Origin of the sequence: Acinetobacter sp. ACNIH2, from assembly GCF_002934965.1 — a bacterium.
Lineage (GTDB): Bacteria > Pseudomonadota > Gammaproteobacteria > Pseudomonadales > Moraxellaceae > Acinetobacter > Acinetobacter tandoii.
Genome location: NZ_CP026412.1, coordinates 673,661 through 690,694 on the forward strand (window position 1 = coordinate 673,661; position 17,034 = coordinate 690,694).

Annotated in this window: 11 protein-coding genes and 1 pseudogene; 6 read left to right on the forward strand and 6 right to left on the reverse strand. The window is 42.0% G+C overall.

Annotation, left to right across the window (positions count from 1 at the left end; all coding sequences use genetic code 11):
* Positions 1 to 41: 41 nt before the first annotated feature.
* The 6 genes from C3F34_RS03095 to C3F34_RS03120 are packed head-to-tail and all read right to left on the reverse strand — an operon-like array spanning position 42 to position 9,460.
* Positions 42 to 1,760 (reverse strand): ABC transporter ATP-binding protein, encoded by a 1,719-nt coding sequence (locus C3F34_RS03095; RefSeq protein WP_104441052.1) that lies wholly within the window; start codon positions 1,758 to 1,760, stop codon positions 42 to 44.
* Between the two features lie 13 nt (positions 1,761 to 1,773).
* Positions 1,774 to 2,916, reverse strand: a complete 1,143-nt coding sequence (locus C3F34_RS03100) for an ABC transporter permease (RefSeq protein WP_104441053.1) — start codon at positions 2,914 to 2,916, stop codon at positions 1,774 to 1,776.
* A 7-nt stretch (positions 2,917 to 2,923) separates the two neighbouring features.
* On the reverse strand, positions 2,924 to 3,862 hold the full coding sequence (locus tag C3F34_RS03105) for an ABC transporter permease (RefSeq protein ID WP_044739329.1): 939 nt from the start codon (positions 3,860 to 3,862) through the stop codon (positions 2,924 to 2,926).
* 11 nt (positions 3,863 to 3,873) lie between these two features.
* On the reverse strand, positions 3,874 to 5,889 hold the full coding sequence (locus tag C3F34_RS03110; RefSeq protein WP_104441054.1) for a M3 family metallopeptidase: 2,016 nt from the start codon (positions 5,887 to 5,889) through the stop codon (positions 3,874 to 3,876).
* Positions 5,890 to 5,913: 24 nt separating this feature from the next.
* Positions 5,914 to 7,722, reverse strand: a complete 1,809-nt coding sequence (locus tag C3F34_RS03115) for an ABC transporter substrate-binding protein (RefSeq protein WP_016166070.1) — start codon at positions 7,720 to 7,722, stop codon at positions 5,914 to 5,916.
* 13 nt (positions 7,723 to 7,735) lie between these two features.
* Positions 7,736 to 9,460: an ABC transporter substrate-binding protein gene (locus C3F34_RS03120; protein WP_104442281.1), complete on the reverse strand. Its 1,725-nt coding sequence runs from the start codon at positions 9,458 to 9,460 to the stop codon at positions 7,736 to 7,738.
* 785 nt (positions 9,461 to 10,245) lie between these two features.
* On the opposite strand from C3F34_RS03120, the pseudogene C3F34_RS03125 reads away from it, so the two are divergent.
* From C3F34_RS03125 to C3F34_RS03150, 6 genes and pseudogenes are all read left to right on the forward strand, one after another.
* Positions 10,246 to 12,929, forward strand: a pseudogene (locus C3F34_RS03125) (TonB-dependent receptor).
* Positions 12,930 to 13,092: 163 nt separating this feature from the next.
* Positions 13,093 to 13,803, forward strand: a complete 711-nt coding sequence (locus tag C3F34_RS03130; protein WP_044739325.1) for an energy transducer TonB — start codon at positions 13,093 to 13,095, stop codon at positions 13,801 to 13,803.
* A gap of 28 nt (positions 13,804 to 13,831) precedes the next feature.
* Positions 13,832 to 14,701 (forward strand): MotA/TolQ/ExbB proton channel family protein, encoded by an 870-nt coding sequence (locus C3F34_RS03135; protein WP_044739324.1) that lies wholly within the window; start codon positions 13,832 to 13,834, stop codon positions 14,699 to 14,701.
* A gap of 15 nt (positions 14,702 to 14,716) precedes the next feature.
* A complete protein-coding gene (locus C3F34_RS03140; RefSeq protein ID WP_044739323.1) occupies positions 14,717 to 15,142 on the forward strand; it encodes an ExbD/TolR family protein in 426 nt (141 codons plus the stop codon).
* A gap of 21 nt (positions 15,143 to 15,163) precedes the next feature.
* Positions 15,164 to 15,586, forward strand: coding sequence for an ExbD/TolR family protein (locus C3F34_RS03145; protein ID WP_016166076.1), 423 nt, complete (start codon positions 15,164 to 15,166; stop codon positions 15,584 to 15,586).
* 266 nt (positions 15,587 to 15,852) lie between these two features.
* Positions 15,853 to 16,977, forward strand: a complete 1,125-nt coding sequence (locus C3F34_RS03150) for a hypothetical protein (RefSeq protein WP_044739321.1) — start codon at positions 15,853 to 15,855, stop codon at positions 16,975 to 16,977.
* Positions 16,978 to 17,034 lie beyond the last annotated feature (57 nt).

Here is a 17,034-nt window from a genome sequence, read left to right on the forward strand (position 1 = left end):
GTTTAATAAGCGCGTTTTAGTTATCCAAACTCAACGATTGATTACACACCCTTGGGTATGGCACTGAGCAAGCGTTGAGTATATTCATGTCGTGGCGACTGATACAAATCATCGGAATTGGCAATTTCGACGATATCCCCATGATTCATGACCATGATTTGATCAGAAATATATTTCACCACTGACAAATCATGTGAGATAAAAATATAACTCAAGCCAAATTCATCCTGTAAATCTTGCAGCAAATTCAAGACCTGTGCTTGTACGGAAACATCCAATGCCGACACTGATTCATCACAGATCAAAATTTCAGGCTTTAAGGTTAGGCAGCGTGCAATCGCTATGCGTTGTCGCTGTCCACCCGAAAACTCATGTGGATAACGATGGTAGGCTGAGGCGGGCAAACTGACTCGCTCCAGCAGATCCAAGGCGATTTTTTTGCGCTCAGCATCATTGGTGCCAATGCCATGCACCTGCATCGGCTCCAGTAGAATTTGTCCTACCGTAAAGCGCGGGTTGAGCGATGCATAAGGATTTTGGAAAATGATCTGGATTTTACGTTGAAACTGGGCAAACTGCTTGTCTGACATTGCCAAGATATCTTGACCATAAATTCGAGCCGTTCCCCCTGTTGCTTGTTGCAACCGCATAAGTAATAGCCCAATGGTGGTTTTACCCGAACCTGACTCCCCTACCAAGCCTAATGTTTTGCCTTTCGCTAATTGAAACGAAACACCTTTGACAGCTTGATACTCATCTTTTCCAAACAACCCTTTACGACTATAAAACGATTTTTTTAAGTCTCGAACATCCAGAATGATTTCTTCATTGCCCTTTAAGCCCCGTTGTCGCTGTGCACGAGGCTGTTCAGCCACTACTTTTTCTATCCACTCCTGACCTTGTTGCTGCATAAAGTCACTGATCATCGGCAAGCGGAACGGGCGTTGCGACAGTTGCGGACGACATTGTAGTAAGGCACGGGTATAAATATCTTGTGGCTGCTCCAAGACTGATTTTACTGCGCCTTGCTCACGAATTTCCCCATGCCGCATTACAATCACGTGATCAGCAATTTCACCCACCAATGCCAAGTCATGGGTAATAAACAACATCGACATATTACGGCGTTGCTGTAAGTCTTGTAATAAATCTAAAATTTGCTTTTGAATGGTCACATCTAATGCTGTGGTGGGTTCATCCGCAATCAACAACTTCGGTTCACAGGCAATTGCCATCGCAATCATCACACGTTGTTGCTGCCCACCCGAAAGCTGACTGGGATAAGCATCTATTTTGGTTTCAGGAGAAGGAATACCCACTTCTTTAAGCAACTCTAAAGTACGTGCTCTGGCTTGCTTACGTCCCATTGCCAAATGTAGCCTGAGCACTTCTGCAATCTGATCGCCCACAGTAAACACAGGATTCAGCGAAGACATCGGTTCCTGAAAAATCATGGCGATGTCTTTGCCACAAATTTTTCGCATCTCTGCACGTGATAAGGTCAGTAAATTCACGCCTTCAAACACAATTTTACTTTCTGCCGAAATGCGGCTTTGCTCTGGGGGCAATAAACCCATTGTCGCGAGAGATGTTACCGATTTACCACTGCCCGACTCACCCACTAAAGCAACTGTGGTATGCGCTGGAATTTCAAATGATATTCCCTTCACCATTTCGGTGTACTGTTTATTTTCCCCCTTAAAACTGACTTTAAGGTTTTCAACTTTTAATAAGATTGAGTTTTGTTTTGATTCAATCATGTTCATACACCTCTTATTTTAGTTTTGGGTCCAGTGCATCACGTAATGCATCGGTAAACATGGAAAATGCCGTGACCAAAATAGCCATCGCGACGGAAGCTGCCGCCAGTTGCCACCATTTACCTAAAATCAATTCACTTTGGGCCTCATTCAGCATACTGCCCCAAGACACAACCCCTACGGGTACACCAAAACCCAAGAAGCTGAGAATGACTTCGGACTTAATAAATGCCACCACAAGAATCGAGATTTGCACCAAAGCAATATGACTAACATTCGGGAAAATATGGACAAACATACGTCTAAAATGACTAACCCCAATGGCTTTGGCAGCCAGTACATATTCACGCGAGGTATGTTTCATATACTCAGCACGAATTAAACGATAAACACCCGTCCAACCTGTTAAACCCAGAATCAATACAATCGAGACAATTCCTTTTTGCTGTAGTACCGCTGCGATGGCCAAAATCAGCAACAGATAAGGAATAGAAGTAAAGATGTTATAAAACCAGTTCAAGACATCATCGACCCAGCCACCGAAATAGCCTGAGATTGCCCCAAGCATCGTCCCAATCAGCACTGCCAATAACGCAGCCACAACCCCGACAATAATGGATGTTTCTGCCCCTTTAATGGTTTTTTGTAAGACATCCTGCCCCCATTTGTCCGCACCAAAAGGAAGAGTTTGTTTTAATTCAGCCTGTTGATCGAGCAAATGCCCATCCAATTGCTGATCGATCGCTTTCATGTCCTCTGCTAAGGGATCAACCACGCCGTAATAATCTATCGCGCCACCAGTACTTTGCTCTTTGGCAATTTCAGTATTGAGTTCACGAATCACATCTTTTAAAGGATCAGCAGGATTTTCAGGCAAAGCCTGTGATTGAGTAGCGACTTTTTCGGTTGTATCACGGACAGCATCTGCGCCCATAAAGGTGGGTGGCGCATAGCTAACAGCGACTTCTTTATTCCAGTTGGAGGCAATCATTCCTGTCATGGACAGCAGTAACATCACGAAATAACACAGCACCACAAACAATGAGATCATGGCGATACGATCTGCCTTTAAACGGTGCATCGCCAGTTGCCAAAGTCCAGAAGAAGTGGTTTCTGCTGTATCCAGTGCTTTTCTTTTAAATATCACACTTAACATAGTTCACCTACTTCAACTGTACGCGAGGATCGACTAGCTTATACACCAGATCGGCAATCAGGTTAAAAATCATGGTAGCTGCTGCCACATAAACCGTGATGGCTTTAATCACAGGGAAATCACTGCGTTCGACTGCAATAATCACTTCCCGCCCAATGCCGGGAATACCAAAAAAACGCTCAATCAAAAATGCCCCAATCAACAATGCAGGTAAGGTCGCCATAACATCGGTAATAATCGGGATAGAGGCATTCCGCAGGACATGTACGCCAAGAATACGACGTTCTCCGACTCCTTTGGCACGTGCAGTGCGCACATAGTCCTGATTCACTTCATCAAGGACAAAGCTACGGTAGAGTCTTAAGGTCGGTGCAATACTGACCACCAGCATGATTAAAATCGGCAGTAAGGCGTATTTAAAGAGGTTTTCACTAAAACGATCACTCCAACCTTGCACGGGGAACCAACTGAGTTGATAAGCAAATACATACTGAAAAACAATGATATACACCAAAATACTGATCGACATGCCAATGGTACACATCATCATGACCATACGATCCGTTAGAGTGCCACGCACCGCAGAAACCGCCAATGCCAAAATAATCGAGATCACAGTTTGTAAAATCGTGAGTGGAATGAGTAAGGTCAGTGACGGACCTAAACGTGTGGTGATAATTTGTGAAACAGACTCCCCCGTACTCCAGCTCAGACCATAATCAAAAGTCAAAATCTGTTTGATGAAAATCCACAACTGTACATAGTAGGGTTGATCGACGCCCAACTGTTGGCGAATATTTTCAATCTGTTCTGGATTGGACATTTTACCTGCCAGAATATAAGCAGGATCTCCCCCCACCCAATTAAACAGAAAGAAAATTAGCAGCACCACTCCGAGCATGGTCGGAATCATTTGCCATAGGCGACGTATGATATATGCCAGCATCTTGATGCCCCCTATTTGACCCGTTGGCCAGTAATTTCATCGAAAAAGGCTTTGTTGTCGGGTTTGCGACCCAAGAAATCTTTCACCAAGTCTTCCGCAGGTTTCTGGCCGCCTTGAGATAAGATGGTTTGGCGATAACGTTGCCCCACTTCTGGATTATTCAAATTCTTGCCAAAAGCAGAAAGCATGTCTAAAGCAAGCACTTCAGACCACATATAGCCGTAATACCCCACTTGATAGCCGCCCATGATGTGCCCAAACTGCCCAGGAAATTCCGTGTTGGGTACATAGCCCAATGCGGTTGAGCCTTCCATTTTCTTCCAGACATCTAAGGGCTGTACCTTCAAAGCATTACTGCCATGTAGTGCCATATCATATTGGGCGTACAAAGTTTGACGGGCATAATGCAAGCCACGACCATAACTGTGTACTGCATTCAGTTTGGCAATCAACTTATCGTCAACTCGTGGACATGCAGGTTGGCAATAATCTGCCACTTTCGATAATGTTTCTTTGCGTCTCGCCCACTCCTCATACATTTGCGAAGGGGCTTCAACAAAATCACGTTCTACCGATGTACCTGATTGGGCTGAATAGCGGGTAGTCGACAAAATGCCATGCAAGGCATGTCCAAACTCATGTACAAAGGTTTCCAGCTCATCACTGTTTAAGCCTTTACGGTTAAAGTTAGTGACCAAGGCTGAAATCGGTTTACGCCCCGTTAAGCTGCTACCTCCATATACCCCCCATACCGCGGCATGTCCGTATTTGCCTTCACGTGGGAATTTATCGACATATAACCCACCCAAAAGCTGTCCTGTTTTCTGATCGGTCACATCGTAATATTCAACTTCATTTTGCCAGACATCGACTTTGACAGGTTTAAATTCAATACCATAGAGATTGGATGAAATAGCGAATAACCAGTCCTGTGCGGCTTGAGTTGGGAAATATTCCCGCATTTTTTCTTGGTCGATCTGATACTTAGCTTTACGCAGCTTTTCACTCCAATATGCCTCACTCCAACGCTCTATTTTGGCTTGCGCTAAGGGGATATTTAAGGTTTTCGCTTGAAACTCGCGCAGTGTATTCACTTCTTTTTGTTCTAAAGGTGCAACCGTCGCATGTACATCTGAGAGAAACTTGTTCACAGCTTCCGGCGTTTCTGCCATACGTTTATGTAACGCCCACTCCGCATAACTGGATTTACCAAACAATTGTGCCAATTCATAACGCAAGTCCATGGCTTGTTTCAGCAAGATCAAATTACGCTCACCCCCACGGCGGGTATAGGCAATTTGATAACGCTTACGAGCAGCATCGTTGTCTGCCAATTCCATGAAAGGACGATATTCTGGATATTCAAAACCGAGTAAATAATTGCCTTGGTCATTTTTCTTTAAGGTATCAATATAGCTTTGTGGCAATCCTTTTAATTCGGCAGGTGTAAACTCTAGCTTTTGCGGATTATCACGTACATTACGCGCATATTCCTGCTCAATCTTTGCTAATTCTGCCAAAATCACTTTTAAACGTGCTTGCTTTTCGGCACTTAACTGAATCCCTGTTTTTTCAAAATCATTGAGTAAATCTTCCCGAAACTTGCTATCAATCGCATCACTGGCTTGAGTGTTTTTAATTTGTTGATACAGTTTTGGATTTTGATAAATATCGGTTTGGAACTGACTAATCTTGATTTCACAATCTTCAGCCGCTTTACGCAGTGCAGCATCTGGAGAAACATTGCTGTATAAACCAATAGGCCCATAAAAATCTTCAAACGAAGCAAAAATACGATCCCATTCTGCCAGTACAGATGCGGCATTGTTCTGTGCCGACATCGGCTTAGCTTCAAAGCGCTTGAGCTGTTGTTGAATGTCGTGAATTTTGGCATCACACAAAGTCGGAATATCTTCGGCTTGAAATTGCGGCAAAGTCTGACGCGCGGGAGAATCTGCAAAAGCGAACTGCTGTACTGCAAAAGTCAAAACACTGAGTGCGGTCAATTTAAAGATCGGGTGATTCATCATTACTCCAGTTTTATTTAATTTCTATTTCTTCATGTCAATATCGATATACATCCATTCCGCAGGCAAAATCGGATGCTTTTTAAAACCAATCACGCGGGGCTGTGCCAAGACATTACGATAACGCGCCCCAATAATTTGTACGGGCATATACACTTCGAGCAAGCGTGACATTTTCCGATACAATGCATCTCGTTCTGGACCAGGCGGCATTGTTTGAGTTTGTTCATACAAACGGTCATATTCAGGAATTTCGACGCAAGCATTGTTGGTCACGTTGATATTTTTGCCATAGAACAACTGCATAAAGTTGTCGGCATCTGGGTAATCGGCAATCCAAGCTGAACTTTTAAACATGGTCTTGCATTGCTTTTCTAACTTCAATGCTTCTGCAAATGGTAAGGACTGGGTGCTCATTTTAATTTTGATACTATCCAGCGTTTTCTTCCAAAATTCTGCCTGTTGTTGACTCCGCGCACTATTACCCGAGATCGTCATATTAATTTGCAAAGGTTTACCATTCGGCAAAGTGCGCCAACCATCTGCACCGACTTTATAGTGATAGCGGTCTAACAGTAGATTGGCGGCTTTAACCGAATAAGGAATACTGCTTTTATAGTTCGGATCATAGCCCACCACGCCATTCGGAATGGGAGCTTGTAGGCGTTGTGCATCGCCTTTTTGTAAAATATTGATGTAGTTATCTGCCGAAAAGGCCATCGCCATGGCACGACGTAAAGCGATTTTGTCTTTACTCATACCGCCCACGACTGGGTTTTGCATATTCCAATAATGGTAATCAATCGAAGGGTCTGTAATCCGCGACAGGTGTACGCCTTTTTTTGCCAGCTCAGGTTTGAGTTTGCCATTTTGCAAAGCTTGAACGGTTAATTCTCCATCCAAAGCAAACAGATCAATTTCATCTTTAATAAAAGATAACCAACGTGATTGCCCTTCTTCCATCACCTGAATATCAATCACGCCAATTTGTGGCATTTTTTTGCCTTGCATGGCTTTGACAATTTTCTGATCTTCTGCTGTAGAAGCCTTAAAGTTCCAGACAAAACTACGAAAATCAGGATTGGCTTTCAAAATAATGCGGGAACCAGGCGTCCAGCGAGTCAGCAGATACGGCCCCGTCCCGACAGGGTGCCCCATGACAAAACCTGCTTTATCTCGATACTTCTCAATCACTTCTCGTGCCACAGCACCCGCAGGTTGATGTGCCAGCAACATCGGAAAATTTTGATCAGGACTAGTTAAACGTATCACCAAAGTATATCGGTCAGGCGTTTGCAAACCTGCAACGGGTTGATCGTAATTAAACTTGCCTGTTTTCGCCGCCTGTTTCAGCACCGCATCCATCCCTAAAATACGCCCATCCAGTAACCAACTGTTCGGAGAACGCAAGTTCGGATCAAGCAAGCGTTTAAAGGTATACACATAATCTGCCGAAGTTAGTTCACGCTTTTTGCCTTTAAAGACTGGATCTGCGGCAAAATAAATGCCCTTTTGGATACGAATGGTATAGGTCAAACCATCGGCGCTGACTTCTGGTAAAGCAGCTGCGGTACGTGGAATCAACTTTGCAGGCGATGCCAAATAATCGTAGGTAAACAAAGTTTCAAAAATTGAACCGTTGACATGTGCCGAGTACAAATCATGCACACCTGCGGGGTCAAACCCTGTTTCAGCGACAGGGAATACATAACGTAAAACTTTGTGCGGGTCGGCAGGGCTTTGTGCCAATAAACTCATAGAACTTGAGATTAAAAGGCCACCCACCAATACCTCTTTAAGCCAATACCGATTTTTTTTATTCAACTGTTTCATTCTTTGTCCAAGCTTATTTATTTTTTACAGGCTGTATATCTAAATATTGCCAGTTGGTATTCATCATTGGATGGGCTTTGAAACCCTGAACCTGTGAATGCAACAGCCAGTTGCGAATACGGCTACTATGAATAATCCATGGATTATCCGCTTCGATTTGACGGCTTAATTTTTCGTAATACGATAAGCGTTGCTGTGGTGGTAAAGCTAACATTTGCTGATACAGCGCATCATAACTTTTCGATTGATAACAACTTAAATTGCCCTGTGCTGAATTCGGCCCATACAGCAACTGAGCAAAATTTTCCCCTTCGGGATAATCAGCAATCCACGCTCCTCCCCACAGCATATATTTGCATTGGGTTGCGGCTTTTAAGTTGTCGGCAAAATTACTGACCTGAAAATCAACGCGAATACCTATTGCATCCAGATTCTTTTTCCACAGTTCAGATTGCACCACGGAACTGGAACTATTTTCCGTCATAAACTTTAAAGTGAGTGCTTTGCCATTGGGTAAAGTCCGATAACCATCTGCACCTTTTTTATAGCCAAAACGATCCAGTAGTTTATTGGCCAAGACAGGGTTATAGGCAAGGCTACTGCGATAATTCGGATTGAAGCCCTGCACACCGTCTGGAACCAGCATTTCAGACCGAACCGCCTGTCCCTTATAGAGTTGTTTAATTGCTTCGTCTTGATTAAATGACAAAGTGATTGCACGACGTAAAGCAATTTTATCTAGACCAAACCCACCAACAGTAGGATCTTTCATATTGAACATGGTGTAGGTAATTTCGGGGTCTTTATTGGGGTAATGCTGAATCCCTTGCTTCACCAATTCAGGTTTGAGCTTCTGACCATCCAGTGCTTGCGGCACAGCATTCGCGGTTAATTTGTCAAAGTCGAGCTGCCCTGTTTTAAACGCCAACCAACGCGACTGCTCTTCTTCAATAATGCTGACCTCAACTTTGCCAATTTGTGGCATCTGTTTACCTGACATTTCTTGTACCAATCGATTATCCCAAGCACTACCTGTCGATTTAAAATTCCAGACAAAACCGCGGTAATACGGGTTAGCAGTCAATTCAATTTTGCTACGCGGCACATACTTACTCAGTTGATACGGCCCAGTCCCGACAGGATGCTGTGCAATACGATCACCATAATATTCAACGACTTCACGTGCTGTGGCACCAAAGGTGACATATGCCAAAATGTATTGAAAATTATAATCAGGACGAGTCAGAGTAATTTGTAAAGTATAGGGATCAAGGGCTTTTAAACCTGCAATCGGCGCATCGTAATTAAACTTTCCCGTTTTCTTGGCCAGTGCATTCGCTTGATTACCGCCTACAATTTTTCCATCAATGAATGAATAGGTAGTCGAACGGTTTTTCGGATCTAAAATACGCTGAATGCTGTAAATATAATCTTGTGCTTTGAGTTCACGACGCTGCCCTTTAAACGCAGGATCGGGAGAAAAATAAATTCCTGGCTTAATCTTAAAGATATAAACCTTGCCATTTTGCTCGATGCGCGGCAACCCCTGCACCGTATTCGGCACCAACTGTACAGGGCGAGCTAAATAATCGTATTTCAGCAAAGGTTCAAAAATAACCTCAGCGATTTTTCCACTGTAAAAATTGTAGGTTTTGACCATATCAAAACCATCATCAGGTGCTTCTATCGCCACGTGTAAAATCTTGTTGGGCTGTGCAGCAGCCTTGGCTTGCAGCATACAGCCCGATGAAATCAACAGGGTTAAAATGGCTATTCTTAATTTTTTGGCTTCCAATTTTTACCTTTCCTGCGCTGCTCGCTTAAGCGCTGCGTCATTCATTGTTTTTAAACTGATGTGTTTATTGTTATCCATGTTCCATTTAAGCAAATTCTATGTCATCCGTCCTCTGCTTAAATCATGAATCCACAATGATTTGAGGCTAAAGCGAATTTCGTGCCATCCTGAAAAACTTGCCAGTGTTTAAAAAAATCACATTATTTAAAGTTATTTTTTATTAGATATTTATCGTATTTTTATCTAACTATTTTTTACATCTCATTGACCAAAAAGTACAACAACCAGACCTATAACGAACACTTACATAACGCACAAAAAAAACCCACAGATGATTCACAATAGCTCATTCTTGATTTTTTATAACTAAAAATATACTTATAATATTGTTTTATATATATTTTATTATTTATACGTTTTATAAAAATAAATTATGATTTAAATAAAAACATGAAGTTTCGTTTATTTTTTACACAAAAATTAAAAATACCAAAAATTCACCCTGACTTTTAGTTCCAAATTGACGCATTTTTACCCACACACTATTTTTTGCTTAGCCTACTTATATAGCTAATAAAAGTTGTGAGTAAAATCACATTTTAATTTTATAAAATAATTAAATTTCAAATATTTAAATTTTAACTATCTTTTAAAAAACAACTTGGCATCTGAATTGCTTAAACCTAGCCAGCAATCTCGCTAAATACAAAAAAAGGATTACTTTTACGATGATAAAGAACAAAAATGCTAAGGTGGCGGTCAAGCCGTCGGTTAGCAAAGCAATTCTTAAATTAAGTACGCTCAGTTTAAGTATGATGTGTTTGTCTTTAGCTCATGCTGAAGATACAAAAAAACTGAAATACAAGAACAACCCGTAAAAGTTGCCAAAGTCACAGTAACGGGATCTTCCATTAAAGGGGTGGCCGCGCAAAGCACCTCTCCAATTACAATTATTAAAGGCGAAGACTTAACCAATCAGGGGATTACCACCGTCGAAGAAGCATTGACCAAGGTCAGTGCCAACCAAGCGGGCTTTTCGACCTCACAGAACGTAGGTGCAAGTAATACCGAAGGTGCATCGGCCAACCTTCGTGCCTTAGGGACTGACAAAACCCTCGTTCTACTGAATGGTCGTCGTCTGGCCTATAGTGCATTTAGTACCTCCACCACCAACCTAAACATTATTCCATTGGCAATGATTGAACGGATTGAAATTCTGCGTGATGGTGCTTCTGCGGTGTATGGTGCCGATGCCATTGCAGGGGTCATTAACTTAATTACCAAAAAAAGCTTCGAAGGATTCAGTATCAGTGGTGGCTTTCTTCAACCTGAGCAGTCAGGCGGAGATAAACAAGACGTCCAAATTTTTGGTGGCTACGGCGATTTAGATGAACAAGGTTTTAACATCTTTGGTGTGGTCGATTACCGTCGTTCTAATGACATTATGGCCAAAGACCGTAAAGTCAGTAAACGCGGTGGAATAATACCTGAGCTCGGTATTGATGCCAGTTCAGCCAATGGTTTCCCCGCAAACTTTTACGACCCGACCACAGGAACATTAGGCAATCCTTATGGCAATAGTAACTGTAATAACACCCCAAATGTCGTCGCAGATGGTGGGCTATGTTATCTCAACACCCAAGCACTGATTGGTATTGCACCTGAAACAGAAACCATTTCGGCAATGGGTCGCGGTACATTCAAACTTAGTGACACCTTCAATGCAATTGGTGAATATATCTATTCTCACAATGAAGTCACCACTTCCATCGCACCCGATGTCTATAGCCGTTCCGTGACCCTGCCTAAAACCAGTCCTTATTATCCTGGTGAAGGCATTACACCATCTGTGGATGGTTTGAGCGGTGTGCCATTACAACTGTATTTACGCTCCCAAGCAGGCAACCGTGTTTCTCAATCTGTCAACGAGTCGCACCGTGCTTTCGTTGGCATTGAGGGTGAAGCCTATGGATGGGACATTAACGGTGGCGTGACCTATGCCAAAAGTGAAGCGACTGACAGTTTTGTCAGTGGTTATTTAAACCGCAGTAAATTACAAGCCGCTTTAGATGATGGCTTGATCAATCCTTTTGGTGCCAGTCCAGACTCAAGTTTATGGAATTCTTTTTCGGTCACAGGTGAATCGAATGTTGCTTCATTAGATTCCACTACAGTCGATCTAACCGTGAGTCGCCCAATTTATACCTTACCCGCTGGTGATATTGGTCTAGCACTCGGTGGCAGTTTCAGTAAACAAGAATGGGAAGCTAAGGTTAATTCAGACATTGTGAGTCAAGTTCCAGGCAGTGGTATCGACCCAAATAAACCCCTCAGCCAAGGTGACCGTGATATCACTGCCTTCTTTGGTGAGTTACATATTCCAATCACCAAAACTTTAGAGGCCCAACTGGCAGCGCGTTATGATGATTATAGTGACTTTGGCGATACCTTTAACCCCAAAATTGCTTTCCGTTGGGAACCACTCAAGCAACTGATGTTCCGTACCTCCTACAGTACAGGTTTCCGTGCACCAAGCTTATATGACATCAATGCCCCACAGAGCGAAACCTACACTGGTGCAAAATATGATGATCCAGTACTCTGCTCGGGCGGTAAAGATGCAACTCCTGCTCAATATAAAACTGAATGTAATGTGCAGTTCAAACGTATGCAAGGGGGTTCACCCGATTTACAACCAGAAGAATCCACCTCATATACTGCGGGTTTTGTGCTCGAACCTATCAAGAATTTAGTGTTCACGGCCGATTACTACAACATTGAAATTGATGGTCTGATCGACACCATTAGTGATGCCATGATTTTTGCAAATCCAACCAAATATGCAGACCGTTTTGTGCGTGATAATGAAGGTCGGATTAAATACGTCAATACCACACTGGTGAATATGGGCGGCATTAAAACCGAAGGGATTGACCTGACCCTGAACTATTTGACCCCAATGACCGCAACAGGTCGTTTTGGTTTCGGCATCGATGGCACCTATATCATCAAATATGACAAACAAGAAGAAGCTGGCGGTGCTTGGGAAGGCAAAGTCGGAACTTATGATGACCCTGCAATTCTTCGTTGGAAACACGTTGCCAACATTAACTGGAGTTATGAAAACTGGAAGATGATGTTTGAGCAAGAATTCTACCGTGGCTACAAAGACCAAAATGCCATAGGCGATGATGCTTATGACCATCACAAAGTCAGTGACTACACCCTCTATAACGTTTCAGGGACCTATAAAGGCTTTAAAAATCTAGAGCTAACAGCAGGCATTAAAAACCTATTTGATGCCGAACCAGCGGCATCGAATGTGATGGATAACTTCCAATACGGTTATGACCCACGCTATAGCGACCCAACTGGACGCGCTTACTACCTGCGAGGGACGTACAAATTCTAATTGGTGTTCTGTCCATCCTGTCTTGAGAACCTCCAGCCATACAGTATGGACAAAACTTTTAATCCTTCGTTTAGCCAAACAAAAAATACCGTCAATCTGTCCATCTTTCATAAGCAGTGATGCGTGAACGATTTATTGTTTGTCTCAAATTTCAGGAGTAACCATGGGCACAAGTTTCACAGCATTAGAGAACAATTCAGCCAAACGCCTGATTGGTATTGGGGCAGTCATTTTTCTGCATCTTATTATTTTTTATGCCCTTATGGCGGGTTTGTCCAAAACCATACATAAGCCCGAAGAACCCACTGTGGAATTGATGATTATTCAAGATAAACCACCTGAACCCGAAAAACCAAAACCCAAAGAAATTCCACCTGAACCACCCAAAATGGTTAAAGAGGTCGTAAAAAACCCTGTACCCGAAAAGCCTGTGGAAAAAATTGAACCTGTACAAAAAACAGCGCCCGTTAGCCTAACTCAGCCTGTAAAAGCTGTCACACCGACACCTACCGCAGCGCCTTCACCAAGTCCAGTGCCCGCCCCTACACCTGTTACGGCAGCAGCGACACCTGCCCCTGCACCTAAACCTGCGGGTGTAACTCGCGGAGCATCGCAAGGTCAAGGAGGCTGTAAACAACCAGAAATGCCGCGTGAAGCACAAATGAATGGTGAATTTGGTGCAGTGACCATTTCGGTACTGGTCGGTACGGATGGAAAAGCCAAACAAGTCAAAGTGAAAAAATCCAGCGGTGTGAAGAGCTTAGATAAAGCAGCCTCGAAAGCTTATAGCTTATGCACCTTTAATCCCGCATTAAAAAATGGTGAACCGCAAGAAACTTGGTTTGAAATTCCTTATGAATTTGCACTGGACTAATGAATTAAACAAAAATTGGAGCATATAGATGAATAAAATGATCAATCCTGTAAAAAAAATGGCCACTGCTGGCTTACTTGCAGCAAGTACCCTTCTCCCAATCCATTCTGCATTTGCTGAAGATACTGCCCCTGCAACGACGACAACAGTAACTTCAAGTAACACCGCCACTGCACCGCAACCACCTGCCAAATCAGAAGCCCCTGCATACAACCCTTATGGCTTGGAAGCCATGTGGAAAGAAGGTGACATGGTCGCCAAAACCACGCTATTTATTTTAGTCATGATGTCGATTGGCACGTGGTACATCATGATTACCAAACTGCTGCAACAATCGAAAATTAAAGGACAAGGTCGTAAAGCTGATGCTGAATTCTGGGATGCCAGCACACTCGAAAGTGCAACAGATAGCTTAGATAAAGACAGTGTTTTCCGGTTCATTGCGGAAAAAGGCATTCACTCGACCAAAAACCACGAAGGAACTTTACTAGAACGTATCGACTTTAATACATGGGTAACCATTTCCATTCAACGCGCCATCGACAAAATTCAAAGTCATTTGAGTGGCGGACTGGCTTTTCTGGCAACCGTCGGCTCAACAGCACCATTTGTGGGTCTGTTTGGGACGGTTTGGGGAATTTATCACGCACTCACCGCTATTGGCATGTCGGGTCAAGCATCGATTGATAAAGTTGCGGGCCCTGTTGGTGAGGCTCTGATTATGACGGCGATTGGTCTGGCCGTTGCAGTGCCCGCGGTGCTCGGCTACAACTGGTTAACCCGTCGCAATAAAGCGGTGATGGAAAATGTCCGTACTTTTGGCTCTGATTTACACACGGTCTTACTCAGTGGAGAAATCAGCACTAATCCAAATCATAAAAAAGTCGTGAATAAATAAAAGAGGACATCCACCATGGGCATGATGGTCAGTTCAGATGACAGTGAAGACGATGTAATCGGAACCATTAATACAACTCCACTGGTTGATATCATGTTGGTTCTGCTGATTATTTTCCTTATTACGGTGCCTGTTGCCATTCATACAGTACCCGTAAAATTACCCGAAGAGAAAAATACACCGTATGCCAATAAACCTGAAAATATTCAACTTGCAGTCAATAAAAATGGCGATGTGTTCTGGAATGAAAAATATATCGGAGACAAAGCCACACTAATGACACGCCTACAAGCTGAGGCACAAAAACGTCCACAGCCCGAAGTGCATATTCGTGGTGATCAACAGACTCACTTTGATGCGATTGATCAAGTGATTAATGCAACCAAACAAGCTGGGATTGGTAAAATTGCTTTTGTCACCACTCCCCCAGCTTCACCGTAATTGGGTCTGAAGGAGCAAGTTATGGGTATGAATGTTGGCTCAAATGATGACGATGATGTACTACTCGATGTCAACATGACACCATTAATTGATGTCATGTTGGTGTTGATTATTATGTTTATTATCACTATTCCAATTCCAAATAATGCCATCAATATTAATTTGCCGAATGGTGCTCCGCCACCACAAAGCAATGAAAAACCACCTGAAATCATCAACCTCAAATTAGATGCACAAGGAAAAATTTTCTGGAATGGTCAACCTGTAGAGAATAAGCAAGCTTTAGAAAACTTATTTATGACGGTGTCAAAAAAGTCCGAACAAGACCAAATTAAATTACAGCCTGACCGTATGACTGAATATAAACAAGTCGCAATGGTCATGGCGATGGCACAACGTCTAAATATCACCAAAATTGGAATTGAGAGTAACGCTTCGCTTTAATCTTGTCGAAAAAAAATCCGCATTTCATTTTCTATAAAATGCGGATTTTTTTGTTTGTAAAATCGACTTCTCCAATTATCAATCAGCTATAAAAATCCAGTATGAAAACACTCGGCATTCAAATACTCTGATTAATCTCATGAGGCATTTTATAAGTCATCATATATAAGAATAAAAATTATTCACCATACAGACCTTTCTGTATATAATCCATTTCTAACTTTAAAACTTAATAATTCAATAATTTAAAACCTAGAGTCACACAAATGAAGAAATTTACAACTTTAGCACTCTCTATATCTATTACAGTTTTAAGCGGATGTGGAGGGGGATCTGGTGATTCCACTTCCTCGACACCCCCATCCACTTCAAATTCAAGTTCTGAAGGATCGACCACGTTAACATGTAATCGAGGAATTCTTTTAAATTCCCAAATTACTGGAACTACTATTTTTGATGAGCCTTTATATGTTATCGACTATGACTATAAAGTTGAGGAATCCGTCCCCCCTCAAACTGGCTATAACGTAACTGATCAATTGTATAGCGATGAAATTAAACTCAAGGGGCAAATGTTATATATCAACTACAAGCCGCTTTATAATATCAGCTTAGAAGAACTCGAAAATAATATGATGGATTTCACCACCAATCATAATATCTTAAATTCATTTGGTCTATTTACGCAAAAATCTTTTAATAAGCAGAATGAAGGTTGGCCTTTGGGTTATCTTTCCTCATCTAAAGGGTTAAATATTTCAACTTCACAATTTAATGACACATGTAATTTTAATGCAGGAAAATTAAATTATGACTTTGAAAAATTTGATCTTTCAGGGAAAAAAATAGCAGATATTTTGCCTAGCAATATCTCAACAGACTACCCAAAAGTTCTAGATTATATTTTCATTAGTGATCAAGTGGGTGGCATTCTCAAAAGTAATGCCGATGCTTTTAAAAGCCTCTTAAGTAGTAATGCAACGTTCCCTGCTGGTTCATTTGTATATGTACCAAAAACAGTCATCTATGAGGAAAACCAATTTTATTTTTGGAATAATAATATTTCGGAAGCCAAAAGTTTAACTGAATGGGTACAAACGAATTATCCACAAAGTAGTCAGCAATATAAAATCAAAAAAGTGTTCAATCTGAACGTTGCTTATACTGTAGATACCAATGGTAATGACATTTATACGGGTGCAGATCCAGCAATTGAAAAAGACGGCAAAATTTATGATGGTGAGTGGGACATGAAAGGTGACATCATCTCACCAAATTACGGGGAAAAGATTGGTACTTGGGTCAATTATGAATCCAAAGGTAGTTATGCATTATTTAATAAAGCTGGTCATGATTTTATTACCCAACAAATTCTAGCTTATTATCACTAAACGAATAGACTAAATGCATAACACTATTACAAGGTTTCATCAAACTCGATGAAACCT

What these genes read in the sequence shown, in the direction of transcription:
- C3F34_RS03130 (WP_044739325.1), top strand. Translation starts at nt 13,093, where the DNA reads ATGGGCACAAGTTTCACAGCATTAGAGAACAATTCAGCCAAACGCCTG.
- C3F34_RS03100 (WP_104441053.1), bottom strand. Translation starts at nt 2,916, where the DNA reads ATGTTAAGTGTGATATTTAAAAGAAAAGCACTGGATACAGCAGAAACC.
- C3F34_RS03145 (WP_016166076.1), top strand. Translation starts at nt 15,164, where the DNA reads ATGGGTATGAATGTTGGCTCAAATGATGACGATGATGTACTACTCGAT.
- C3F34_RS03135 (WP_044739324.1), top strand. Translation starts at nt 13,832, where the DNA reads ATGAATAAAATGATCAATCCTGTAAAAAAAATGGCCACTGCTGGCTTA.
- C3F34_RS03110 (WP_104441054.1), bottom strand. Translation starts at nt 5,889, where the DNA reads ATGAATCACCCGATCTTTAAATTGACCGCACTCAGTGTTTTGACTTTT.
- C3F34_RS03150 (WP_044739321.1), top strand. Translation starts at nt 15,853, where the DNA reads ATGAAGAAATTTACAACTTTAGCACTCTCTATATCTATTACAGTTTTA.
- C3F34_RS03115 (WP_016166070.1), bottom strand. Translation starts at nt 7,722, where the DNA reads ATGAAACAGTTGAATAAAAAAAATCGGTATTGGCTTAAAGAGGTATTG.
- C3F34_RS03120 (WP_104442281.1), bottom strand. Translation starts at nt 9,460, where the DNA reads ATGCTGCAAGCCAAGGCTGCTGCACAGCCCAACAAGATTTTACACGTG.
- C3F34_RS03095 (WP_104441052.1), bottom strand. Translation starts at nt 1,760, where the DNA reads ATGATTGAATCAAAACAAAACTCAATCTTATTAAAAGTTGAAAACCTT.
- C3F34_RS03140 (WP_044739323.1), top strand. Translation starts at nt 14,717, where the DNA reads ATGGGCATGATGGTCAGTTCAGATGACAGTGAAGACGATGTAATCGGA.
- C3F34_RS03105 (WP_044739329.1), bottom strand. Translation starts at nt 3,862, where the DNA reads ATGCTGGCATATATCATACGTCGCCTATGGCAAATGATTCCGACCATG.